The following is a 24,135-nucleotide window of genomic DNA, read 5'->3' as shown; positions in this document are numbered from 1 at the left end:
ATGATGACCGAAAAAGAACATAATCCGGGAAGTCTGGAGCTGATTGCCATTCATTTTAAGCAGGAATTAAAGGAAGTTCTTGCTGATAAGGGGGCGATGCTTATTTTGATTGGCGCGATGATTATTTACCCGCTGGTATACTCGATCGGCTATTCTGGCGAGGTTCTTACCGAATTGCCGGTTGGCGTGGTCGATCTTGATCAAAGCTCTTTTAGCCGGCAGTATTCCCGAATGCTCGACGCTACAAACGAACTGGACGTAAGCTGCAATCCTTCGAGCCTTGATGAGGCCGAGAATTTATTCATGAAAGATGAAATAAAGGGTGTGCTGCTGATCCCTAAAGGTTTTGGAAAAGACATTTTGGACGGGAAACAGGCGCATGTTTCTGTTTATGCCGATGGAAGTTATTTTCTGAAGTATAAAACGGAGATTCTGGCTTCGAACATGGTTAACTCGTATTTTAACGCCGGTGTGGCTGTTCAGCGCTACATGATTGAGGGCAAGTCGTTTGACCAGGCAGTGGTGGCCAGCAGCCCGATCAGCCCACATACGCATATTTTGTACAACCCAAGCGCGTCGTACGGGAGTTTTGTTATGCCGGGTTTAATCCTGATTATCATTCAGCAAACCTTGCTGATTGGAATCGGGATTTTGGGAGGTTCTTTCTCTGCATCAAAGAAAACCCCATTTTTGCTTCCGGAGTACAAGCGAAGAAGGGAAGTTCTTCCTTATTTGCTGGGGAAAACCGGGGCCTATCTGCTGGTTTCGTTATTCAATGTGGCACTGGCTGTAATTTTGGTACACCACTGGTTCAATTATCCCGATAAAGGAAGCATCCTGCATATGATGATGCTGTTGTTCCCTTTCTTACTGGCGGTCATTTTTCTCGGGATAGCGCTTTCGACGTTGTTCAAACACCGCGAATCAGCGATTGTTTTTATGGTGTTCCTGTCGCCCATCGCTTTGTTTTTAAGTGGCATTTCGTGGCCGGTTTCGGCCATGCCCGAATGGCTGGTGGTGTTGTCCAAAATATTTCCCGGAACTACCGCTATTCCTGCCTACCTGCGTCTGCGAACCATGGGGGTGGGTATGTCTGATATCCGGTACGACATGATTGCTTTGTACATACAGGCCGCGGTTTATGCCGTATTCACACTGGTGTATTTTTACCTGCATGTTTACGCCGATAATTCAAAACTAAAAGAAAAAAGCCATACGTGAGCTAGGTGCTAGAAGACGACATAAAAGAGAGAGGCTGCCGAAATACAATCGAACAGCCTCTTCTTCTTTGATCTATTAATTGCAGCAACGAAAACTGAAGTTTTATTTTAGTATGACTCCCCATTCAGTTACGTAGAAGTCATTTCGTTCCAATGGATTTATTTCCGGCTCTTTTAAAACTTTAGCCTTGTTGGCACCGGTTATCAGGTAAAACAGGCGGCCTATATTATCCGGCTGGGTTGAAAAATTAAGCTGAATGGCTTTATCGATGATTTCATTGGTTTGCGGATAGATCAGATAAAAGCTGTTGGTATTGAGTCGCGGAACCCAGTAATCGGTAAAATCAGTGATTTCCTGTGGCGAGAAATTGTACTGTTGCAGGTTGTTTTCGAAGAAAGATTTTAGCTCGCTGCGGGGAATGCACCACCCTTCCTTGTCTTGAAAAATGTCGGGTTGCGAGCTTTCGTAAAACAAAAATGTGTATTGATTGTCAATCAGTCCATTGGGAAGAACATTGACGCACCATTCGCCGCCATATTCCGGAATCGATTCAATAACTTCTCCTCCCAGCGGAAATTCGATTTTCACACAAAGATCGGTTTGCTCGGTTGGGTAAATATAGATGTTGGGTTTGAAAACTGTAATATTTCCAATTGACGCAGTGTAAGTATCCTTCAAGCGTCCCTTTTGGGCGGTTAAACTCACAAAATAAGGAGGTGAAGAGGAAAATGTGTGAACCGGGTTTTTCTCGGTCGAAGTTTCACCATCGCCGAACTCCCACAAGTAGCTGCTAGCATTTTCTGAACAGTTGGTAAAATGAATTTGGCCTTCGGTTGTGTCGCTGAACTGATAGGTAAAACAGGCCTCCAAAAAGTCCGAATCATCATCGTCGCAACTCCAAATGAGGGCAAAAAGGAAAAACAGCGCCAGGTACTTTTTCATTATCAGCAAGTTTGGATTTCTATTTAGATGGAAGTGCGAATGAATTGGTTGCGTTGGTTTTTAAAATTGTTGGGGAAATATTGCGTATTGGCCGGTTTTCCCAAGAATAAAGGAGCTACCATTTATGTAACTCCTTTTGATGATGTTGTCGAAATTCAGCTTAATTGTTGCAAGTCCTCCATTAAGTTTACTGGCTATGTAATCCTTCTCCCTAATTGTTTTTGTTTCACTGTTTTGTTAAGCAGTTTTAAGCGCTTCGGCTACTGAGGCTGAAATAGGAGTGGTTGCTCTGTCAATTAAGGCTGAAAGCTGTTTCCCGTTGTCGTATAAATCTCCTTTTGATGCACTAACATCCCAACTGGCAAGTCCGTCGGCCAAGCCTTCCGGTAGCCCAAAACTTTTCAAAATGGCAGCATATTCAGCTTCCGGCAGGTTTTTATAGGCGATGTCTTTCCCGGTTTGCTTCGAAATTTCAGTAGCCAGGTCGGTCAAAGTGTAAGCTTCATCCCCGGCAAGTTCGTAAACTTTGCCTTTGTGATTTTCGCTGGTTAGCACAACTGCTGCAGCTTCTGCAAAATCGGCGCGCGCTGCTGAGGCTATTTTCGCATTGGCGGCACTACCCAGAAATGCTCCACCAGCCAGTGCTCCCGGAACCGAAGCAGTATAGTTTTCTGAATACCATCCGTTACGCAAAACCGTGTAATCAATTCCCGATTCTTTCAACATTTTTTCGGTTGCCAGGTGTTCGCCAGCAAGGTTTAATGTTGAGGTGTCGGCATGTAAAAGACTTGTATAAACAATCCATTTTACGCCTGCCTTTTTGGCTGCTTCAATTACATTTTTATGCTGTGGTGCACGTTGCCCGATTTCATTGCTTGAAATGAGCAACAAATTGTCAACCCCAGCTAGTGCGTCTTCCAACTGTTCCGGTTTTGAATAGTTGAATGCCACTGTTGCTACTCCCAAATCACTTGCTTTTTCAGGGGTACGTACCAATGCTACAATGTTGTCTGACGATGTTCTTTTTTGTAGTTCACTAACTACGAGACGGCCCAATTGACCGGTTGCTCCTGTAACTCCAATTTTCATCTTATTAATATTGTTTGTTTTCAAAGGTATAAGATGGAACTCGCATGATTTTAATTATCTGCCTGTGTGTGGATACTTTCTCATGCTCGTTTCATTTCTTTATTCCTTTCAATTTATTTAATAATTATTGCTATCAAAAAGTACTTTAATAACTTTTGGTTAGTCAAAGTTAAAATAAGGCTTTTATAAAACCAAGAACGTACGCTACTGTTTGTTACTTACCCTGAAGTTAGTAATGCTGATATTCAGTAGATATCAATTATTTAAAAATAAAATACTTAATATTTAATTAATAACCAAAGTAAACTTGCTCACTTAAATTATAGTAATTACTTTTGGTAATTGAAGATTGTGAGTAAATCATTCGGTTCGAAAGCAGTATTAATTTCAGGCAAATGGAAGTAAATATTTGGGAAAAGTACGGAGATCCCGAGCATTGCCCGGTTCGGAATGTAGTGGATCGTTTTGGTGATAAATGGTCGGTATTGGTGCTGTTAGTACTGGAAGACGGACAGGTGTTAAGGTTTAACGAAATTTATACCTGTATAAAAACCATTTCACAGAAAATGCTTTCGGTAACTCTGAAAACGCTGGAAGCGGATGGATTGGTGAAGCGTACCGTTTATCCGCAGATTCCGCCGAAAGTTGAGTACGAACTCACACCAAGAGGGAAGTCTCTGCTTCCACACATACACGGTCTTGTTGGTTGGGCGGTCGAAAATATGGATGGAATTCAGGAGACAAGAGCGTCGTATGCTAATTCATTGAGAGAGAGTTAATTTGTTTGATTTTCAGATTATTCGTTCAGAGGTTAGAGGGCTTTTCTTATTGAACAAGTCCTTTTTGCTTCAGATTTTTAAGGTAGACTTTTAGTTGTTTGTCGTTTTTTACCAGTTCCTTAATGTTTTCCGACTGTATTTTATTCAGCATCACTTGCTTTGTCAGTAGTTGCTGAAGAAAGGTTTGATACAATTCAGGATCAAGTTGACTCTTGTTGTCGCAAAAGATTTCGATGATCAATTCGTTGTGCAAAGAGCCCCGTGGCTCAATACTTTCTGCCAAAACTTTTCCCAGTTTATCTGAAGTCAGTGTGCCGTCTAAACGTTGCAATAAGCTTTTTTGTGCATAATAATCAAGGTTCGGCATAATTGAGACCATCGAATTCTGGAAACTCTCCGAGCTAATCACTTTTTGAGGGAGCTGATCAAGTATGTGTTGAGCCAGGAATCCTCCGCTTTCGCTCAAAAGCTTTTGTATTTCGGGAAGAAATGTGAAGCATTGATCTTCGTTTAGTCGGCTAGTTAAGTAATAGGCTACTTCTATTTCACCCGAATCAAACAACTTTTTCAGTAGCTCCTGATTAAAGTGCTTTTGCGTATGATTTTTGATGCTGTCGGCTACAATACCATGTGCAATGTGCCATAGGGTGTAACAACTGTACACCGCTCCTGCGATGACTTCATTTTTAATGGCGGCAATGGTGGCTCCGGTGTATCCGTCAACTGTATCTTTTTTTACTTTCACAACCAAATCCTCGCGTTTCATTTCCAAAAACGCGGGTTCATTGTTTAGTAGAAGTTTTGAAAGAGTTTTATAGTCGGCATCGGTAAACGGCTTGTGATCGAGTTTTGTCAACTCCCTGCCCGGAAATATCTCATACCTCTGAAATCTGCCCAGCACATCCCAATAAAACTCAAGTTCTACCGGGTAACAGGTAGTGTCTTCACAAACCGGAGAAAACACATAAGCTTTGTAGCCGCTTAATACAGAATCCTGCTCGAATAGGGCAATTACTTCAATGTTGATGGAATCTTCGGTTAAAAAGTGAAAAGCAGGTTCCGATTTATTTATGAAACGAATATCAAAAGAAGAAGACAGTAGTATGATAACTGCAATCAATGTAATTATCATACTACTGGTAAGCTTATTTTTATTCATTCAACTTTTGTGTGTGAATTTTTATTTCTTTAACGTTCCTCCCAGGTTATATGTTTGTTTGTTTGGAAGACTGGTATCTCCAACGCCTTTGTCCATGAGTTTCTCCATTTGGGCAAAATAATTATTGTAAATACCTCTTGGCGTTGTGTTTTCCTTCTTGCATACTGATGCAGCCATTCCTATCACTTCTCCCATCATCCCAATTGTTCGCATCAGACGTGTTGTCCCTAAAGCTACGTGTGAAACGCTTATGTGGCGTCCGGCCATCAGCAGATTGTCAACATTTTTAGAGTATAGGCAGCGAAAGGGGATGGGGTAGGGATAGATTTCAATGTGTTTTGCAATGGAACGAAAAGGTGCATCAGGAAACAATTCTGCATTTTCAGGATGGGGATAATGCAGGTCCATTGTCCAGGTGGTTGGTGCAGTGCCATCGGGATAAACGGTATGGTTTCGCAAATCGTTTTCATTCAAAACATAGTCTCCTACCAGGCGGCGTGTTTCGCGCTTTCCGGCAATAAAGGCCACCCATTGCAGTTGTTCGTTGGCAAATTTGTCTTTTACCGATGAGTGATTTTTGATATACGACCAATTCGAAAAGACAACCAGCATTCCATAGTCGCGAACACGTTCGAAATCTTTTGTCTGATCTACGCCCATTCCGGTTTCCCAATCCCAGTCCCCCCGGGTAAGTGCATGCGATTTTTCCTCGTTCATTTCAATCCCCCATTTAATATCAGGGAAAGGAGCCGGTTTTTCCTTTTTATTTGAAAACCATTGAACCGAGGCTCCCATGGTAAGATTGTCGGAAACTTCAGGGGCGGTAGGCTCTCCAAAAACATCGCGGCTTTCGCGGCCTTGCATAAAGTCGGCTCCTGCCAAAACACCAATGGTTCCGTCTCCGGTGCAATCAGCAAAAAGTGGAGCTTTAAAAATAAAGCGTTCACCGGTAATAATACTTTGAGCAGTAACTGCAGCAATCTTATTTCCTTCCATCTCCACTCCGTCGGCATTACAATTCAGGAACAATGTGATGTTTTTTTCTGCCAGAACAGCTTTTAGTTTTTTGTCGTCTTCGTAATAGTCTTTTGGTTGTGCGTTTCCTCCGCGTTCCGGTCCTATTTCATTTACCAGGTTTCCAAGGTTGGGCCAGGGATCCTGTTTAATTCTTGCTCCTAAATGAACGCGTACCTCCGAACTGTTGTTTCCTCCGAGTACCGGTCGGTTTTGAATGAGTGCCACTTTTACGCCAAGCCGTGCAGCTGAGATAGCGGCACACACGCCTCCCATTCCTCCTCCGACAACAACAAAATCGTATGTCCCTGCATTTTTGGGTTTATCGGGGATCCCCAGCATTTTGTGGCGATACGCTGTTAAGGCATTTAATTCGTTAACCGGGTTGAATTCAGGGTCGGCAGAAAAAATGAGTGCATCACAGCGCCCGTTAAAACCGCTTAGGTCGTGAAGTGCAATACTTGTTTCTTTTTGAGTTATTTCTACTTCTCCGCCTTTGATCCAGTCCCAGTCATTTTTTTCGGTACCAAATGTTTTGTTTACAGGTTTTCCGTTTATCAAAACCTGGAATCGTCCGGGAGCTTCAGCATCAGACCACTGAGCAGCCCAGTCTTTTGTGCGAACAAACAGGTAATATTTTCCTGTTTTGGGGAATTTAACGATGGTTTCGGCATCTTTTACCGGGATGCCCATGCCGTGTGCCATCAGGTAAGGCGAGCCCATCTCATTTATAAATTGCTGGTCGATTACCCAACCTCCCGTGTTTGAAAAGCTTTCCGCTTCTACGAAAATTGTTTCTTTCGACTTTGCCCAAAGCGTTTGTGATAGTATCAGGGTGATGATTAGTGTGGTTAAAGTTTTCATATGATAATTGCTATGCGTTATTATTTATATTCCAGCCAGGTAGTTGCATTACAGTTTTTATCCGCGACAAATCGTATCCAGCGCGACTGAAAATCTGCCGGAAAATCATAGCTGAAAGTTTCGCCCGGCTGAACGCTTACTTCTTTGTAAAGCATCCACGGACCATGTCCGATCGGTTCCACTTCTATTTTGAAAGTGACTGCTTCTTTTTTGTCGTGCGAAATTTCCAGGCTACGGTTGTCATAAAAGCCAATCAAATACGGATCTGATGGCTCATTGGCCTTTACTGCCGCATCTTTCCATGGTCCTCCATGTCCAACGGGTTTGCCCATTTCCCACAGATCATCGATAGTTCCAACCCAAAGAGCGGCATTGCCGTCGTCGGAACGAACGATGTGTTCTCCTGCCTGCACATTGCTTTCAAGGCCGGTTAAAACCAACATCCCTCGGTACGATGCATAATCGTGAATTCTGAAATTATGCGAAGAAACCGGTCGGATTTTTGCAAAACCATCGGCATTTTCGGCCGGCAATTCATAAAAAGTACCGGCGCAATTAAATAAGTCTCGTTCGGTGGCAACTTCCCTGCAAATACGCAGTTGTGCCACGTTTGTCAGCGACTCGTATTCACTGCTCCCCAATGGCAATCTCCAGCGACGTCCCTGATCGTCAACTACCAAAACAGAAGAATTATCGAATTGAACAACATTTTCAGGAATAGCAAACTTTTCTTTGATAAAACTGTTGGTTTCTGCATCGTCTTTGGCAATCAGGTTCAGATTTTCATCCAATTCGTAGTACCCGGTTTCAGTGGCAGTTCCATCTTCAAATTTCATCGCCGAGATTCCCAATGCACGACGGTTATTTCCCAGTCCGTACAAAAGTCCTCCCAATGCCTGGTTTTGATCAGCTGTGGCCAGTCCCCCGAAAATTTCAGCCAGAGAAGTAGCCCTTTCATCTACATCGGTGTAGTTGAAGCTTACGGTCGCATTTGTGGCATTATCGGCAACAACCCGCACCCATTCTCCTGTTTCGTTTGCTCCAAATTCTATAAACTTTGAGCTTTTGGGAGCAACTTCAATTCTCTTCAAAACACTGTAAATGTCGTCTCCATTTTTATCCACTTCAAACGTAAAGTCAACCTTTTGTCCGGAATCGTTGTGAATCCATGCACAACGTTTAGCCCACCCTGAAAAGAGGAACGGTTCTGAGAATTCACCGGCTTTCACATCGTCGTTCAGCCAAACAGATCCCGATGCAGTGTTCGGTCCAAGTTGGTCTGGTTTTTCGATGGAAGTAAACCATAGATTTGAATTGGATTGTCCCGGACCTTCAATATTCCCTTTTTGTTTTCTTTTATTGAGGAATTCCTTTTGAGCTGAATCGTCGCAACCAAAAACCAATTGGTTGTTCCAGCGGGTAAAATCGCCGATCACTTTCAAATAGGCAGATCGCGGACGAATACCTGCGGAACTCTTGGCAGTGAATCCTTCCGGAAAGTGCCAAAACATTCCGTGCATGGTCATCAGGTAGTCCGGATTTTCATCGGTACCAATATCACGGATTCGGGGCCATTCGGTATTCCATCCATGTGCACCATCGTAACTGTGACTTGCCTTGGGTAAACGATAGAAATCCCAACCTGTTTCCGGATTTCTTACACCCAAAAGAAGTGATCGGTGATCCCAGCCGGTTGCCCAAATCGGATCTGTTTCCGGATTTGAATTTCCATAAATTCCACCCGGGCCGGTTATCTCAACAAACTGATTTCTGCGAATAGATTTCCAGTTTTTTCCATCCCATTCTGATAAAGATCCGGCTTTGACGTCGAATTTGTGCTGAGCTTCCTGTGTTGCTTCTCCATTATTGGAATATACCATCACTCCCTGACCCGAGTACAAACCTTTCCCGTGAGCTCCCGGCAGTGTAGCATTTTCGGGATTTACTCCGGTGTCGTTGTGTTCAACTTTTCTTCCTTCCGAATTATTTCCGTCTTTGTATAATTCATGTACTTTAAGTGTATTCACATCTACTTCGTAAAAACCTTCTTCCATGGTTCCATAGTAGAACATCTCAGCCGGTTTAAATAAATGACGAGCATTCCCGGTATGACGTCCCTGCATTACGGAATAAGGAATTGTGCGTACATTCCTTTTAGCATCAATAGCGTAAGGGCCAATAAAAAGCTGATTGCTTTCTTTATGAATCATGCGGTTGGCCGGAGTTCCTCCAATGCTTTCAGGACGAACAATTTGTGCCAAATCCGGAGTTATTTCATATAATTTATCGGAAGAGCCCAGTGGAAGGTGTGGCCCGTAAGTGATTACCCACAAACGATCGGCCCAGGGAACAACGGCTCCTGTTCCACATTCTCCTTCGTTGTTGTAGTAGGCCAGCGAAGGATAAATTCCACTTACCTGAACAGGTTTGTCTTTTACTTCAATTTTTGGTTGGCAAGACATCAGCAGCGCGCAGGCTGCAATTAATGAAAGTCGTTTTATCATTTTTAAGTTTATTCGTTTAGATTGTCGCTTATAAAATATAAATTCTCTGGTTTTGTACTATCTGATTTCTTTAACTTTCGTTAAAAAGAGAAATATTGAAGGTTATCTTTTCTGTTTAATACATGTAAGTTGATTTTTAGTTAGAAGGGACTCCCTTTTCAAGGGTTTTCAATAGTTCATTTAAATGATTGAGATAGAGCTCTCGCGGTGAACAATCCTCTTTAATGCAAATCCTTGCCGCTCTGCCAATTACTTCTCCCATCATTCCAGTGGTACGCATAACCCTTACTGTTCCCAATGCAACGTGTGTCACACTAATGTTTCTACCTGCCATAAACAGGTTGCTTACATTGCGCGAATATAAAGTTCTATATGGAACAGAATAAGGTTCAATTTCTTTGATGTCGGCACGCGAACGGTAGGGTTCTATATTGAGACTTCCGGTTTCAATAGGATAATGAAGATCTATTCCCCATGTTGTGGTGAAACAAGCGTCGGGGAAAGCTGTTTGATTCAAAATGTCCTGTTCTTTCAGAATAACATCTCCAAGCAGGCGTCTTGTTTCCCTTTTTCCTCCTATGTACGCAACCCATGACAACCTGCGGTTGGCAAACTTTTCTTTATTGTTTCCCTTATTTTTTATGTAATCCCAGTTGCCATAAACGACCCGTAGTGCATGGTCTCTGATCATCTCCATTTCATTGATTTGGTCGCGGTATGCACCGGTTTCCCAGTCCCAGTCTCCTTTGGTCAGGTAATGACAGGTGCTTTCGTCGAACTGAACGGCCCATGGGCAAGATGGGAATGCTGCCGGGGCGTCTTCCTCCACACTATTCCATTGTACGGATGTGCCCATCAGCAAATTATCTGCTTTTTCAGGAGCACGGATTTCGCCGGTTTCCTTCTTACTTTCTCTTCCCATCCGAAAATCGGCTCCGGCAAGGTATCCGAGGTTTCCGTCGCCGGTGCAATCAGCGAACAGTTTTCCCCTGAAAAGGGTCTTCTGGCCGGTTCTGATATTTTTAGCTATTACCGCGACAATTTTTCCCTTTTTCTTTTCAACTTCATAAACATGGGTATCCAGAAACAGGCTGATGTTTTCCTCGTTTTCTACGATCTGTCGTTTTTTATCATCATTGTAATTGGTGGATGGACCGGCGTTGTGCTCCTTCTTTTCAGGGTTGCGTGAAATCTCTTCAAGTATTTTTTTACTTCTTTCTGAGTCGGGGTTACGCTGGGCTTCCCACAAGTTCCAATGTCCGACAGGACCTATTTCATCAACTAAATCTCCAAGAACAGGATAAGGTTCTTGATGTATCAGTCCTGATAATCCGACACGAACCTCCGAGCTGTTGTTTCCGCCCAGCACCGGGCGGTTTTGAATAAGTGCAACCTTGCACCCGAGCCGGGCTGCAGTTACAGCAGCACAGCACCCGGCCATACCTCCGCCAACCACAACAAAGTCAAATTCACCGGCATCGGCAATATCGTTACTGCTTTCCATGTATTCGTCCCTAAAGTCGGCCAGTGCTTTCCCATTTTGTGGAGGTTCAAAACCCGGGTCGGTTGATAAAAAGATTGCATCACAACGACCGTCGAACCCCGTTAAATCGTGCAGGCTAATCTCATTTGCACCCTTGCTACAACTTACTTCACCGCCATATTGCCAACTCCATTCTGCGCCATTGGTGCCGAATACCGTTTCCAAAGTTCGACCGTTTACCGAAAGTTGAAATTTCCCGGGAGCACCTCCTGCATTCCATGGTGCCACCCAATCGCGGGTGCGTACCCAAACCTTGTAGTTACCGCTATTTGGGGCATGAAAGGTTGTGACTGCGTCGTCTACCGGTCTTCCAAGTCCATGTGCCAGAAGATAGGATGATCCTATTTGGTCGATCGACTGCTGGTCGACCACCCAGCCTCCAGTGTTACTAAAACTCTCAGCTTCCAACAAAATGATTTTATCCTTTGTTTTTGCGGCAATTACAAAATGGAGAAGCATAAAAAGCAAAAAAAATACAGAAGTTTGCATGACTGTTTTTTGTTTAATAAGAAATGTATGAAAAGGTAAATTGTACTATTGATAGAGATAGAATTGGTCGCGATTGTGCTGTTTTGACGATTTGGGTCATCTTTTGTGCCTCCGCTGTATCCAAGATGATATATCTGGAACTCTTACAAGTGAGTTTGTATGGAAAATCTGATTTTCAGCCGGGTATTCGTGGAAACAAAAGGTCGTCAGTAATGACGACCTCTCTGATAAGAACTAACAAAACTAAACTCGGATTAACCTGTTTTTTGCTTCAGGTTATCGTTGATCAATATTTTTTAGTTGGTATAGGTCTCAAATCTTACTTGAGTAATATCAAGATCATGTAACTCTTTATACAAACTGTCAGTGTAAATCGGTTTCAGGCATGGAATTATATCCTGGTCATCTTGGACCCATTGGTAACATCCAACACCCGAATTAAACACTTTTACTGGAAAGCACTTTGGCTGATCATAGCATAAATGTCAATTTTCAGAATTTACTATTCAAATGATAAGAGGCTGGCTAAGAGTTAGGGAATGTGATACTAGGTCAGCCTCTTATCTTGGTTATACAGTTACCATTTGGGATTCTGATCGAGATTCTCATTAATAAGACGGTCAGCATCAGGTACTGGCCACAGGTAGTCTCTTCCTGCATCAAACTTTCGTTCACTTGCCACAACGATATAACCTGCGGTAACCATGTTGCTGAGATCAGCGATGCCGTTTTCATCAATTGTCGGAATACCGCCAAGGGGGTAGTTTCCGTCTTTCCAGTTCTGGATCAACTGACGGTATTCTGCAGATACAGAGGCCTCGTCTCCATTCCACGAAGTAGAGCCGGACCATGCACGGCGCAGGAAGTAACTCGGCCGATTGTAAACCTTTTCAGCCAGCTTCCAGCGAATTAAATCGGCATAACGATGCCCTTCCCATGCAAGCTCGATAAAACGTTCAGTGCGAACGATCGTACGCAAAGCGCTTTGCGATCCGGTTGTAACCTCAGGGTAAGTAAGCCCTGTGCCGGCATACGCTCTTTCTCGCAGTTTGTTGATTGTCGCATCTAAGACGTCCTGATCACATCTGTCCAGTTCAATCATGGCTTCTGCATACATTAGCAGTACATCTCCATATCGTAATATTGGGTATGTGGTTGGCGCCCCGGTTCGTCCGTTTTCCAGAAATGTGTTGTCGATATACTTTTTAAACAGGAAACCGTCGTATGAAGCATGCTCTGCACGGGCTTTCGAATCGGAATTGCTCACATAAGCACCGTCAGAAGCACGGTAAACAGTAGTGCGATTCGGAGCAGGGCAATATTCATACCCGAGCCAGACGTAATCCTGGGGATCATATGTTCCATTGAGAACACTCTTGTTAAAAGCTGTTGCAAATGGTACGATTGTCATAGCCATACGCGGATCACGGTTTTCGAAAAAATCCTTTGGATTGTATAGTGGCGACTCGTCAATCGCTTTACCATCAGTACAGGGATAGGCACAAATTAATTCATACGAAGGTGCCTTCTGTCCACCCCAACCTCCTGCAAGGCGTGAAATACTATTGGCTACGTCACCGGCAGCCCAGTAATACTTTTTAAGTGTTACATCGCCGCGAAAGAAGAAAATCCATTCGTCGGACCAGGAAGCGGTAAATAGATCCCTGTAATTACTATGGAGTTTATATACATCCAGATCCATGCAGTCTTTTGCTGCTTTTGCTGCTGTTTCGTAATCTCCGTTCCAAAGGGCAATACGCGCTTTGAATGCCAGGGCAGCTCCTTTTGTAGCGCGTTGTACGCCTGAATAGCTGGTTGGCAGACGTTTCGCAGCTTCATCGAGACATTGGTAGCTATATGCCAACACATCGGCCTTGGGTGAACGTGATGTTGAGTAAGCCTCGTCAAGTGTCATTCCTACTTTATCAAGTATGACATCGCCCCAGTGGAATGCCAGCATACCATAAGCATAACCGATATAAAAGTAGGCTTCGCCCTCGTATTGTGTGATATTTGCATCGGGTACTCCCAGTGATCGGGCATTCTCCATATTGCTTAGCAGGCGCAATGCACGTGCGATACCTTTGTAGTAATTTTGCCAGCGAGTGGCAACTGTGCCGTTTTCAGCGGTCATTGTTCCATTTTGCACGACCGAGGTTGTATTACGAGCCGTTACATCGTCCCCCCAGGTCATGTCGTCGATGGGGAAAAAGTCAGTGCGGTAGAAATCATTTACCGACATTTCGATCTCTTGTTGCGAAGAATACCAGGTTTCGCTGGACCCTTCAGATAAAGGGTTAAGATCGAGATCAACGCAGGCCGAAAAAGTAAGCGTTGAAAATAGGACGATTATAAATAATATCTTTTTCATGCGATTGAATTTTTAGAATTTAACATTAACACCAAGGGTGAAAGAGGTAGATATAAAATCTGAAGAAGTTCCCACTTCGGGATCCCATCCCTTTGGATAGTTACTGATGGCCGGCAGATCATTCACACTGAGATAGCAGCGCAAGTCTTTTATTCTTGCATTACTTATTAAATTCTTTGGTAATGAATAGCCGAGTGTGATATTTTTCACACGGAAATAGCCACCATTAAACAGCCAGTAATCCGAACCGGAGTAGGTATTGGTAGTATTGGTGTATGTCAAACGCGGATATTTGGCTTTGAGATTTTCTTGTTCTGAATTGTGCTGGCTCCAGTAGTTGTCGAGTACAAGTTCAGGAACTGCGCCCCATTGTTCTTTCAGCGGCTGAATCCATGCAGAATTGAACAATACTCGTTGGTGACCAATCCCCTGAAATGAAAGACTAAAGTCGAATCCTTTCCAACCCATTGCAATATTACCTCCATAAAGGTATTCAGGCAGTGAATTCCCCAGGCGTACCTTGTCGTCTGAATTGATAGTTTTACTGTCGTCAGTATCAACATACTTAATGTTTCCGGCTTTATCGTTTGCAGTAAGCGTTGGATATTTGTTGCCTTCTGCATCGTAAAGGTCGTCATCGGTCTGGAACAGGCCATCTGTTTTATACATATACCACTCGTTGTAGTATGAGCCTTCTTCGTAAATATAGTTTCCGTTAATGGTGCGTTTGTCACCCAGGTAGCCCATCTTTGAACGATAGTCAGACACGTTTGCCGAGATGCTGTACCAAAAATCACCAATATTATCAGACCAACCTACTTCCAGATCCCATCCTTTGGTGTGCATATCGCCTGCATTTTGTTGCGGCGCCGAATATCCGGCATATGAAGGAAAACCAAGGGTTAACAACATATCACTGGTCTTTTTGTAATAGTAATCACCTGTAAAACGAAAACGGTTGTCAAGGAGATTAATGTCAAGACCTCCCCCGTACGTAGTAGTTGTTTCCCATGTAATATTTTCGAATGCATAATAAACTTGTCCTGCATTCTGTACGGCTGTCACGGAACTGCTTGCTTTGTCGTACATGTAACTATTGCCGAAGTTCATAGCTGCTTGGTACGGGAATTCCGAACCGATACGTTCGTTCCCAAGCTGGCCTATAGAGCCGCGTATCTTCAGGTAGTCCACCACATCGTTTTTGAACCATGCTTCTTCCGACATTACCCAGCCTGCAGACATGGAGTAGAATGTTCCCCAACGGTAATCTTTTGAAAAACGCGATGAACCGTCGCTACGAACGTTTCCCTGAAGCATATATTTGTTTTTATAAGAATACATCAAACGCCCGAACACCGATTGGTAGGCATTATGCCCTGCTTTGCCCGAATTATACTGATAGTCTTCAGGGCCGATGTTAAGGTAAGGATAGGTGTCGAGCAAATAGTTGGTACGCGAAGCACCCAAGTCTTCCCATTTGTAGGAATAACCCTCGTAACCGGTCATGACGCTGAATGAGTGGTCGCCCCATTTCTTTTGATAATTACCATAAAACTGGTAGGTCAGGCTGTTATTGTCGTTACGCGATTCTTCCAGACCGGTGATCTTGTGTGCCTGCATAAAGGTGGTAGAACCGTTTTCATAGTAAACAGGAACGGCACGTGAGAATTTTTTCCCCTTTGTGAATGCGTATCGTGGTGCAAAAATGGCTGTTAGCGTAAGACCTTCCAAAGGAGTTACATCGAATTGCGCCTTACCTCCAAACTTGTAATAATCGATGTCGTTTGTGCCACCCTGGTCAAGGCCTGCAAGAGGATTGGCTCCATCTTTCACATCGGCATAACGACCGTCCTCCCATTTTGGAGTATAATAAGGAGATACAAGATATGCCCAGTAAATAGCATTGATCTGAGAGGGAGAAACCGAAGTTGATTTTGAAAAGTCGAGGTCGAAATTCGCACTTATCCAATCGTTAATTTTGTAGTCGTTGTTGATACGCCCAGCAAAACGTTCATAAGATTTATTCTCGTAATAGCCGTTGCCTTTCTGATAATTAAACGTAGATTTTGTGCGCAGTTTTTCTGTACCTCCTGTAACACTCAGCGTATGTTGCTCGTGTGAAGTAGATTTCTTAAGCAATAAATCAACCCAGTCGGTATTGGGATAGTGGTACGGATCCGTAGCATTGTTACTGAGCCATGAATTAATGGTTTCCTGCGAATATTGCGAATACGGGTCTGATGCTCCATCATTCCATTTTACTTCGTTTTGCACATTCATCCAGTCAATAACGTCACCATTCTTAGGTTGTGTTGTAGGCTTATCAATGGCGTATTCGTAGTTGTAATCGAATGAGAACTGGTTCTGTTTAGCGCGTTTGGTTGTGATCAAAATAACACCTGCGGCCGCACGTGAACCGTAAATGGCTGCTGAAGCTGCATCTTTTAGTACAGTCATGGTTTCCACATCGGCTGTTACTACATCGTTAAGCGATGAAGGGACGCCATCAACAATTACTAAAGGATCGTTATTCGAAAGTGTCGTGATACCACGTACGCGTACTGTGGCTGAAGCACCCGGAGCACCCGATGAACGGGTTACCTGAACGCCAGCCATTTGGCCCTGCATGGCAGTAGACAGCTGCTGTGTTGAACGTTTAACCAGGTTGTCGCCTTGAACGCTTGCTACTGCGCCGGTAAGGTCACTCTTTTTGATTGTTCCATAACCAATGGCAACCACTTCGTCAATACCAATGGCTTCCGATTTCATTACGATCGAGAACGTAGTTTGGTCACCGATTTCAACTTCCTGACTCGCCATGCCAACGAATGAAAATATCAGCGATTTTGCGCTGGCATCCACACTTAGAGAGAATCTGCCGTCAGCGTCTGTGATAGCACCTGTATTCGTTCCTGCCACAACAACCGTTACTCCTGGAAGAGGTTCTCCTTCTTCGGAAATAACACTTCCTGTAATCACCTTTTGCTGAAAGGCATTGGCCGGATTACTTAATGACATTTCTTCCGGACTTAAAATAATTTGCCGATCGCTTACAGCATATGTCACACCTTCTCCTTTAAACAGTTCGTTCAGAATATCTTCGATTCTTCTGTTATTCATTTGAATATCAACCTTACGGTCGACATCAATTAACTTATTGCTGTACAGGAAATAAAACTCACTATTCGATTCGATGTCCAGCAAGACTTCCTTTACGGGAGCATCTTTGAAATCAAGTGATAGTCGGGTTGTCTGGGAATAGGACTCAAGGGCGAGAACATTAGTAATTGTTAGGATAGTTAGAAGTAAGGATAGTTTCATAATTCTAAACAATTTTGTCAACACCTGACTTCTACAGTCTGTGTTGACTAATTTTCCATTTTTTTCCATAATTTCGTAATGGTTTGATTTTGACAAATTTTTTGAAGCATTTTGTTAGACAAATCAGAAATGGAGAGTGTTGGCTCACTTTCCATTTCCAATTTTAATTCGTTAGGTGTTGTTCATTGGCGTTTTAGTTTTAAGTTAGTATTGTTAGTTTTAGTTCTTTCGAGCCGAAATTGTATACTTTGTTTTTTCCACTCCTTTTTCACCATCTACATAAATATATTCGGTTGAATACGTTAAAGGAGCGGCCTTGCATAGATATTCCAGTACGAGTGGTAGTGGTTCGTTTGCAATTGTAAATGTGAAGGGATGATCAGCAAGCTGCGGAGAATTCTTGTCAAGTATGATCTCCGCGTTAAAATGTCTTGAAAGATCCTTACAAACGTCTGCTAAAGGGGTGTTTCTAAAGATTACTTTACCGTCTTTCCATGCTACATCAGCATCTATATCTTGCCGAGAAAAGACAACCTTATTGGTTGTAAAATCAAAGATTGTTTTTTCGCCAGGCTCCATTTCAATGGAACCACTTTTGGGAGAGTCCTCGCGGCATAATTGCACTTTCCCCTCAAGCAAAACCGTTTCAATATTTTGGTCTCCCTCGTATGATTTTACATTGAATTTTGTGCCAAGAACCTTTATTTTGGCTCCATTGACGAAAACTTCAAAAGGAAGTTTTGAGTTGTGGGCAACATCAAAAAAGGCTTCTCCCGACATATAGAGCTTTCTTTCGTTGGAGTTAAAACGATTCGAGTATTTGATTTTACTATCAGCATTTATCCAAACCTTTGTCCCATCGGGTAAGGTGAGCTGGCTCTGTTTTGCCATAGGAACATAGAGCTCAAAATATTCTGAGGATTTATTGTTGAGAATAAAATTATCGATGAGCGAGTACGAAGTTATCGCAAATACAATAATGGCGGCAACAGCCACAATTTGTCTGACGATTTTTGAAACTTTTAGAAAAGTGGTTTTTGATTTTGTGTCTCTATATTTTGTCCAGGTTTCTTCAAATTGATTGTTTAATCGGTAGTCGCTTATTTCCTTTTCTGAAGTGTGGTCGTTCATCGACGCTAATCCGGCAATTATTTTTCTTGCTTTTTCAGCATCTTCAATAGTCTTCGGATTTTTTTCAAAATATTCCTTCCACTTTTTTGAGCTTTTGACTGAACCCCGAATTATCGATTCGTTATAATCTTCATCGAACAGAAAGTCTTCAATATTTTGCGGTTTGTTTTTCATCTTAATTAGAATTCAACTAGAAAATGCAATGGTTGATTGATTGTACTATTCTATTTTCGCTTTTCTTTTCTGTGACTGTAAAAAAAGGATGACCATTCGTCCACGTGGAAGTTCATTTTCGAAGTCAGTCCTTATTTTGCTAAGTGCATTGCACAGGGTGTTTCTTACGGTCTGGTAAGAAATGCCAAGCATGTCGGCAATTTCCTTGTTATTTAGTCCTAGATAGTATTTTAGATAGATAATTTCTTTTTGACGATCGGCCAACTTATTGACTGATGTCATCAGCATTTTAAAGAACCTGTTTTCTTCTTCATTATCTCCATAGTGGGGTTCTACTCCTTCATTAAAATGAAAGGTGGGGTTATTAATGTCGAATAGGTCGGTTACTTTGTGCTGCTTGGTATTTAGGGCTTTAAATAATCTTCGGCGGATGGAGCTAAACAGGTAAAAACGAATGTTGTCTGTTTCACTTAGTCTGTCTCTATGTGCTAATAATGTCACAAAAAGATCCTGGATAATATCTTCAACTAAAGGACCGTCATTGGTATATTTTCGGCAATAGTTGTATAAAAAACGATAATGGTCAAAGTAGATTTTCTGAAATGCACTTTTATTCCCTTTAAGGAAACTTCGCCATATCGTCCGATCATTTTCCTTTTTTATCGGTTCCATAAGTTAGTTTTGTAAATATAGAATACAGAAAGACTCTTTTTGTACTATATAAAAATGAAAAAAAATAAGAAATAGTTATTTGTATCCAGTTAAAATAAAAGACGGCATAACAATACATTTTGAGGAATTGTTACTGCGATGCTACTATTGAGGTCATATAGAATATGCACTGTGATTAATTCCCTGGAAATCTTAAAACAAAAAAAGGAACTCATTTCTGAATTCCTTCTCGTTGGTTGACCTGCCAGGGCTCGAACCTGGACTCTTCTGATCCAGAGTCAGACGTGTTGCCAGTTACACCACAGGTCAATGTGGCTGCAAAAATAAGAAAACTCTGAAAAATAAAATGTTCTTTTCTAAAAATATTCAGTGGAAATGCTTCCTGTATCCGGTATTTTTAGTTCGAATAGGAAAGGTTATTTCAGTGTTGGGAATGAATTTTAACATAACTTGTACGCCAAATTAAATACCGAATCGTAAAAATGAGTTTAGCCAATTGAATGTGTATCTGGCTGACTTGTCAAAAGAACCCAGGTTATGATGAGAAAAATACTACTCTGGCTTGTGCTGGCCGTTGTTTCCGGAACTGTTTTTTCACAGGAACTTCAACCCGGATTAAGTGAGAAATCTTTTTCGCGGCATGATTGGGCGAAGGAAAAAATAGCGAAACAAATTACGTGGTATCAGCTAAAAAGCGGAGAAATGTTTGGTGAGCCGCAAAGCATCAATGTTATTAAGGTTGATTTAAGAAAGCACAGGTACGACGTATCGGTGGTTTATTCTGATTCTGCACGTATTCTATTGAGCGAAATGACCGAACAGCAGAATGCATTGGCCGCCATAAACGGAACATTCTTCGATATGAAAAAAGGAGGGTCAGTTGTGTTTCTAAAAGCCGGCAACGAAGTAGTAACTCCGCCCAATCCGGAAGCGACAGCACTTATTCGGGAGGCAGCTTTTGCTGTGGGCGATTCTGTCATGGTTGTTGAGTTTCCAAAAGAGGAATGGACACACTGGCATACAAATTTCGAAGACATCATGGTGTCGGGCCCCATGCTCGTAAAAAACGGGAAACGGGTTGAAGCTGATTCTGTTGCCTTTAATACCACGAAGCATCCGCGTTCTGCCATTGGTATTACCTATGATTATGAATTATTACTGGTAACTGCCGACGGGAGGCATAGAAACAAAGCCAATGGACTTTCGATGAACGAACTGGGGGTGTTAATGAAAGTGCTGAACTGTAAAAATGCCATGAACCTGGATGGTGGCGGCTCGACTACGCTTTGGCTAAAAAACGAGGGAGTAGTTAATTACCCTTCTGACAATAAAGCTTTCGACCATGAAGGTGCCCGGAAAGTGGCTAATGGCATTGCAATTCTGCGAAATAAGTGATGATTTCCGGGGTTGCGAGTTTTACCAAAAGAAAAAGGAACTCATTGCTGAATTCCTTTTCTTTGGTTGACCTGCCAGGGCTCGAACCTGGACTCTTCTGAACCAAAATCAGACGTGTTGCCAATTACACCACAGGTCAGTCCTTTTGTGCCCTTTTGTTAAGGACGGTGCAAAAGTATAAAAAAAAATCATTCTGCAAGGATTGCTCTGTTATTTTTTGATTTTTCCTTCTTTCTATGCTGGATACGTGTTAGTTATGTGTTGCAAAAAGGTTCAGAAATGGCAAAAAGGAAGCAATTTGCCCGTGGACTCATTACAATCTCGCCAAATATTCACTCCAAAAGCGATTTAACGGTGTTAATTGGTTTAAAACTTTATCTTTGCCAGTAATCAAAAATGCCGATTATGCAGCACACCAGACTTATCAATAACATTCTTGGTTGGATTGTATTTGTAATTGCCGCCATCACCTATTTGGTAACCATGGAACCTACCGTAAGCTGGTGGGACTGTGGCGAGTTTATTACCAGTGCATTCAAGCTCGAAGTAGGACATCCTCCGGGTGCTCCGACATTTATGATTTTAGGACGCATATTTACCCTGTTAGCACCCGACCCTACCAAAGCTGCCGTTATGGTGAATTCCCTGTCGGCCCTGGCAAGTGCGGGCACCATTATGATTCTTTACTGGACCATCGTGCATCTGGCGCGTAAGCTGTTTGCGGCAGAGCAGTTGTCGGCAGGCGAACAAGTGGCTGTGTGGGGCAGTGGTTTGGTAGGTGCGCTGGCATTTACTTTTACCGATTCATTCTGGTTCTCAGCCGTTGAAGGCGAGGTGTATGCGTTGTCGTCATTTTTTACCGCCGTGGTTTTCTGGGCCATTCTGAAATGGGAAACAGTGGCCGACGAAAAACATTCGAACCGCTGGCTGATTCTGATCGCCTACCTGGTGGGCTTGTCAATCGGGGTTCACCTGCTCAACCTGTTGGCTATTCCGGCAATTGGGCTGGTATATTATTTTAAGAAATACGAATTCTCATGGAAAGGAGTAATCTCCGCCTTAATTGTATCCATGGGTATTCTTCTCGGAATTCAGTATGGAATCATTCCCGGACTTCCACATATTGCTTTTACGATCGACCGGATTTTTGTGAATGGCTTTGGATTGCCTTTTAATTCGGGCATCATATTTATGTTTGTGTTGATGGCAGCAGCTGCGGTATGGGGACTTCGCTACACCCGAAACCGGAAAATGGTGATTTGGAACACGGCCATCACCATGGTAATGGTCATCATTATCGGGTATTCGTCGTTTGGGTTAATTGTAATCCGCGCGTCGGCCAACCCACCGATGAACCAAAACGCGCCCGACAATGCTTTTTCGCTGGTACGTTATTTAAACCGCGAACAATATGGCGACCGTCCTTTGTTTTACGGTCCTTATTACAATGCTCCGAGAATTGCCAATGGCGAACCAAAAGATCAATACAATAAAGTTGACGGAAAATACAAAATGACGGGCTCGATGCCCGGTTCACTGGTTTACGACAAAAAGATGGAAACCATTTTTCCGAGAATGTATAGCAGCTCCGACAATCACGTGCGGGCATATAAAGACTGGGCCAGGGTAAAAGGAACTCCGGTCAGGGTTCGGGAGCGGGGCGAAGTAAAAACGCTGATGAAACCCACTTTTGCTGAAAACCTGCGGTTCTTTTTTTCTTACCAGCTGGGACACATGTACATGCGTTATTTTATGTGGAACTTTGTGGGAAGGCAGAACGATGTGCAGGGACACGGCGAATTTTCGAATGGGAACTGGGTAAGCGGTATTGAGGCTTTTGATAAAGTGAAAGTAGGGCCGCGTGCAGAAATGCCCGATTTCATGAAAAACGACGCCAGCCGAAATGTATATTATTTTCTTCCGCTTCTTTTTGGATTGATAGGTTTGTTCTACCAATACAATCGGGGCAAAAAAGGGAAGGAAACATTTGCCGTTACCATGATGCTTTTTGTGCTTACCGGTATCGCCATTGTGGTTTACCTGAACCAGAACCCTTACCAACCCCGCGAACGCGACTATGCGTATGCCGGATCGTTTTATGCCTTTGCCATTTGGATAGGTCTGGCGGTGCCCGCGCTCTACAGCGTTGTGAGTAAAGTGCTGAAAGGAACCCCAGGAGCAGTATTGGTTACGGCGTTGTCGTTGGTTTTGGTACCCGGAATACTGGCTTCGCAGAACTGGGATGATCACGACCGTTCGGGCAAATACATGACCCGCGATTATGCCAAAAACTATCTTGAATCGTGTGCGCCCAATGCCATTTTATTTACCTATGGCGATAACGATACTTTCCCGCTTTGGTATGTTCAGGAAGTGGAAGGTGTCCGTCCCGATATCAAAATCATCAACATCAGTTACCTGGGGATGGATTGGTATATTTACCAACAGCAGTTCACGACCAACGATTCTCCGCCTGTTCCGTTCACGTTCACCCGCGATAAATATTACATGGGGCGAATGGATGCCATATTGTTTCAGGAACGATTTAAAGAATCGATAGAACTAAGCGACGCCATGGAGTTCCTGGGAAGCGATGATGTTCGTACGAAAGTGAAAGTTACTTCCGGAGATATGATCGACTACCTGCCGTCTAAAGATTTTCACATTACGGTTGACAAACAAAAGGCGCTGGAGTCAGGAACTGTTAAGCCTGAAAATGCAGATTTGATTGCCGACCGTGTTGAGTTTTCTATCAATAAAAGCATGATCGGGAAAAATGAAATGGCCGTGCTGAATATGATTGCTGCCAACAACTGGGAGCGGCCGATTTACATTGACCACAGCTTGTTGTATACCGGCAATGTTCATTTCCTCGACTGGCTGCAGTTTGAAGGGTTGGCCTATCGTTTTGTGCCAATCAAAACGCAACGTCAGGGAATAATGAGCGGCCGTATTGATACCGATATTCTTTACGACAATGTAATGAACAAGTTTGTATGGGGAAATGTGAACGATCCGAATATTCATATGGACGAATACAACCGGAAGCAGATCAATATTATGCAAACCCGTTATATGTTTGCGCGCCTGGCAGAGGCTTTGATTCAGAAAGGAGAAAAGGAAAAGGCTGTTGAAGTGATCGACCGGTTGTTTGAACTTTTCCCGAACGAGGCTATTCCTTATACCTACGATTCGTTCCCGGCTATAGAACAGTATTACCGGGCAGGTGCAGCGGATAAAGCCAATGAGGTGGTTCGTGTAATGGCCCAAAACAGCCTGGGGATTTTAAATTATTATGCTTCGTTACCTGAAAGACTGGCCGCAGCAATAGAGTCGGATCAAAACAGGGAGATGACCAACTTGAGAAACCTGGTGGTGATTACCCGGAATTACAAACAGGAAGAACTGAACAAGGAGATTGACGATCAGTTACAGGCGTTGATTGTGAAGCTTTCGAGCTAGAGAGG

The 24,135-nt window shown here is 43.0% G+C and carries 14 protein-coding genes and 2 tRNA genes; 4 read left to right on the top strand and 12 right to left on the bottom strand.

Annotated features, from left to right (window positions below):
* Entirely contained in the window at window positions 1–1,221 is a 1,221-nt protein-coding gene (locus INQ51_RS04165) for an ABC transporter permease (RefSeq protein WP_233376623.1), read from the top strand.
* A gap of 102 nt (window positions 1,222–1,323) precedes the next feature.
* On the opposite strand, the gene INQ51_RS22465 is transcribed toward INQ51_RS04165, so the two are convergent.
* Together INQ51_RS22465 and INQ51_RS04155 are read right to left on the bottom strand one after the other, a co-directional pair.
* A complete protein-coding gene (locus INQ51_RS22465) occupies window positions 1,324–2,163 on the bottom strand; it encodes a PKD domain-containing protein (protein ID WP_262909851.1) in 840 nt (279 codons plus the stop codon).
* A gap of 237 nt (window positions 2,164–2,400) precedes the next feature.
* Window positions 2,401–3,252 carry an SDR family oxidoreductase gene (locus INQ51_RS04155; RefSeq protein ID WP_233376622.1) on the bottom strand — a complete coding sequence of 284 codons (852 nt, stop codon included), beginning with the start codon at window positions 3,250–3,252 and terminating at the stop codon, window positions 2,401–2,403.
* Window positions 3,253–3,647: 395 nt separating this feature from the next.
* Between INQ51_RS04155 and INQ51_RS04150 the strand changes: the two genes are divergently transcribed.
* Window positions 3,648–4,031: a winged helix-turn-helix transcriptional regulator gene (locus INQ51_RS04150; protein ID WP_233376621.1), complete on the top strand. Its 384-nt coding sequence runs from the start codon at window positions 3,648–3,650 to the stop codon at window positions 4,029–4,031.
* Window positions 4,032–4,077: 46 nt separating this feature from the next.
* Here the strand turns inward: INQ51_RS04150 and INQ51_RS04145 are convergent, their stop codons facing one another.
* The 9 genes from INQ51_RS04145 to INQ51_RS04105 all read right to left on the bottom strand — a co-directional run bounded on the left by INQ51_RS04145 (window position 4,078) and on the right by INQ51_RS04105 (window position 19,582).
* A complete protein-coding gene (locus INQ51_RS04145; RefSeq protein ID WP_233376620.1) occupies window positions 4,078–5,190 on the bottom strand; it encodes a hypothetical protein in 1,113 nt (370 codons plus the stop codon).
* Between the two features lie 21 nt (window positions 5,191–5,211).
* Window positions 5,212–7,068: an FAD-dependent oxidoreductase gene (locus INQ51_RS04140; RefSeq protein ID WP_233376619.1), complete on the bottom strand. Its 1,857-nt coding sequence runs from the start codon at window positions 7,066–7,068 to the stop codon at window positions 5,212–5,214.
* Window positions 7,069–7,088: 20 nt separating this feature from the next.
* Window positions 7,089–9,572, bottom strand: coding sequence for a hypothetical protein (locus INQ51_RS04135; RefSeq protein ID WP_233376618.1), 2,484 nt, complete (start codon window positions 9,570–9,572; stop codon window positions 7,089–7,091).
* Between the two features lie 136 nt (window positions 9,573–9,708).
* A complete protein-coding gene (locus INQ51_RS04130) occupies window positions 9,709–11,604 on the bottom strand; it encodes an FAD-dependent oxidoreductase (RefSeq protein ID WP_233376617.1) in 1,896 nt (631 codons plus the stop codon).
* Window positions 11,605–12,181: 577 nt separating this feature from the next.
* A complete protein-coding gene (locus INQ51_RS04125) occupies window positions 12,182–13,975 on the bottom strand; it encodes a RagB/SusD family nutrient uptake outer membrane protein (protein ID WP_233376616.1) in 1,794 nt (597 codons plus the stop codon).
* A 12-nt stretch (window positions 13,976–13,987) separates the two neighbouring features.
* The gene (locus tag INQ51_RS04120; RefSeq protein WP_233376615.1) at window positions 13,988–17,296 is read right to left on the bottom strand and encodes a TonB-dependent receptor; all 3,309 of its coding nucleotides are present in this window, start codon (window positions 17,294–17,296) and stop codon (window positions 13,988–13,990) included.
* Between the two features lie 219 nt (window positions 17,297–17,515).
* Entirely contained in the window at window positions 17,516–18,601 is a 1,086-nt protein-coding gene (locus INQ51_RS04115; protein WP_233376614.1) for a FecR family protein, read from the bottom strand.
* 45 nt (window positions 18,602–18,646) lie between these two features.
* Complete coding sequence (locus INQ51_RS04110) at window positions 18,647–19,273, bottom strand: RNA polymerase sigma factor (RefSeq protein WP_233376613.1); 627 nt, start codon at window positions 19,271–19,273, stop codon at window positions 18,647–18,649.
* A gap of 233 nt (window positions 19,274–19,506) precedes the next feature.
* Window positions 19,507–19,582: transfer RNA gene (locus INQ51_RS04105), tRNA-Gln, on the bottom strand.
* Between the two features lie 228 nt (window positions 19,583–19,810).
* Between INQ51_RS04105 and INQ51_RS04100 the strand changes: the two genes are divergently transcribed.
* Entirely contained in the window at window positions 19,811–20,668 is an 858-nt protein-coding gene (locus INQ51_RS04100) for a phosphodiester glycosidase family protein (RefSeq protein ID WP_233376612.1), read from the top strand.
* Window positions 20,669–20,731: 63 nt separating this feature from the next.
* Here INQ51_RS04100 and INQ51_RS04095 read toward each other — a convergent pair.
* Window positions 20,732–20,807 (bottom strand) — tRNA-Gln (locus INQ51_RS04095).
* 266 nt (window positions 20,808–21,073) lie between these two features.
* Between INQ51_RS04095 and INQ51_RS04090 the strand changes: the two genes are divergently transcribed.
* Window positions 21,074–24,130 (top strand): DUF2723 domain-containing protein, encoded by a 3,057-nt coding sequence (locus INQ51_RS04090; protein ID WP_233376611.1) that lies wholly within the window; start codon window positions 21,074–21,076, stop codon window positions 24,128–24,130.
* Window positions 24,131–24,135: the final 5 nt, after the last annotated feature.

The organism is Maribellus sp. CM-23 (assembly GCF_021354595.1).
Classification (GTDB): Bacteria; Bacteroidota; Bacteroidia; order Bacteroidales; family Prolixibacteraceae; genus Draconibacterium.
Note: the sequence above shows the minus strand (reverse complement) of the source record. Positions and strands in the feature narration are given on the sequence as shown.

Excerpts from the sequence above, each read along its gene's own strand:
- INQ51_RS04165 (WP_233376623.1), top strand. The coding sequence starts at position 1 with ATGATGACCGAAAAAGAACATAATCCGGGAAGTCTGGAGCTGATTGCC.
- INQ51_RS22465 (WP_262909851.1), bottom strand. The coding sequence starts at position 2,163 with ATGAAAAAGTACCTGGCGCTGTTTTTCCTTTTTGCCCTCATTTGGAGT.
- INQ51_RS04155 (WP_233376622.1), bottom strand. The coding sequence starts at position 3,252 with ATGAAAATTGGAGTTACAGGAGCAACCGGTCAATTGGGCCGTCTCGTA.
- INQ51_RS04150 (WP_233376621.1), top strand. The coding sequence starts at position 3,648 with ATGGAAGTAAATATTTGGGAAAAGTACGGAGATCCCGAGCATTGCCCG.
- INQ51_RS04145 (WP_233376620.1), bottom strand. The coding sequence starts at position 5,190 with ATGAATAAAAATAAGCTTACCAGTAGTATGATAATTACATTGATTGCA.
- INQ51_RS04140 (WP_233376619.1), bottom strand. The coding sequence starts at position 7,068 with ATGAAAACTTTAACCACACTAATCATCACCCTGATACTATCACAAACG.
- INQ51_RS04135 (WP_233376618.1), bottom strand. The coding sequence starts at position 9,572 with ATGATAAAACGACTTTCATTAATTGCAGCCTGCGCGCTGCTGATGTCT.
- INQ51_RS04130 (WP_233376617.1), bottom strand. The coding sequence starts at position 11,604 with ATGCAAACTTCTGTATTTTTTTTGCTTTTTATGCTTCTCCATTTTGTA.
- INQ51_RS04125 (WP_233376616.1), bottom strand. The coding sequence starts at position 13,975 with ATGAAAAAGATATTATTTATAATCGTCCTATTTTCAACGCTTACTTTT.
- INQ51_RS04120 (WP_233376615.1), bottom strand. The coding sequence starts at position 17,296 with ATGAAACTATCCTTACTTCTAACTATCCTAACAATTACTAATGTTCTC.
- INQ51_RS04115 (WP_233376614.1), bottom strand. The coding sequence starts at position 18,601 with ATGAAAAACAAACCGCAAAATATTGAAGACTTTCTGTTCGATGAAGAT.
- INQ51_RS04110 (WP_233376613.1), bottom strand. The coding sequence starts at position 19,273 with ATGGAACCGATAAAAAAGGAAAATGATCGGACGATATGGCGAAGTTTC.
- INQ51_RS04100 (WP_233376612.1), top strand. The coding sequence starts at position 19,811 with ATGATGAGAAAAATACTACTCTGGCTTGTGCTGGCCGTTGTTTCCGGA.
- INQ51_RS04090 (WP_233376611.1), top strand. The coding sequence starts at position 21,074 with ATGCAGCACACCAGACTTATCAATAACATTCTTGGTTGGATTGTATTT.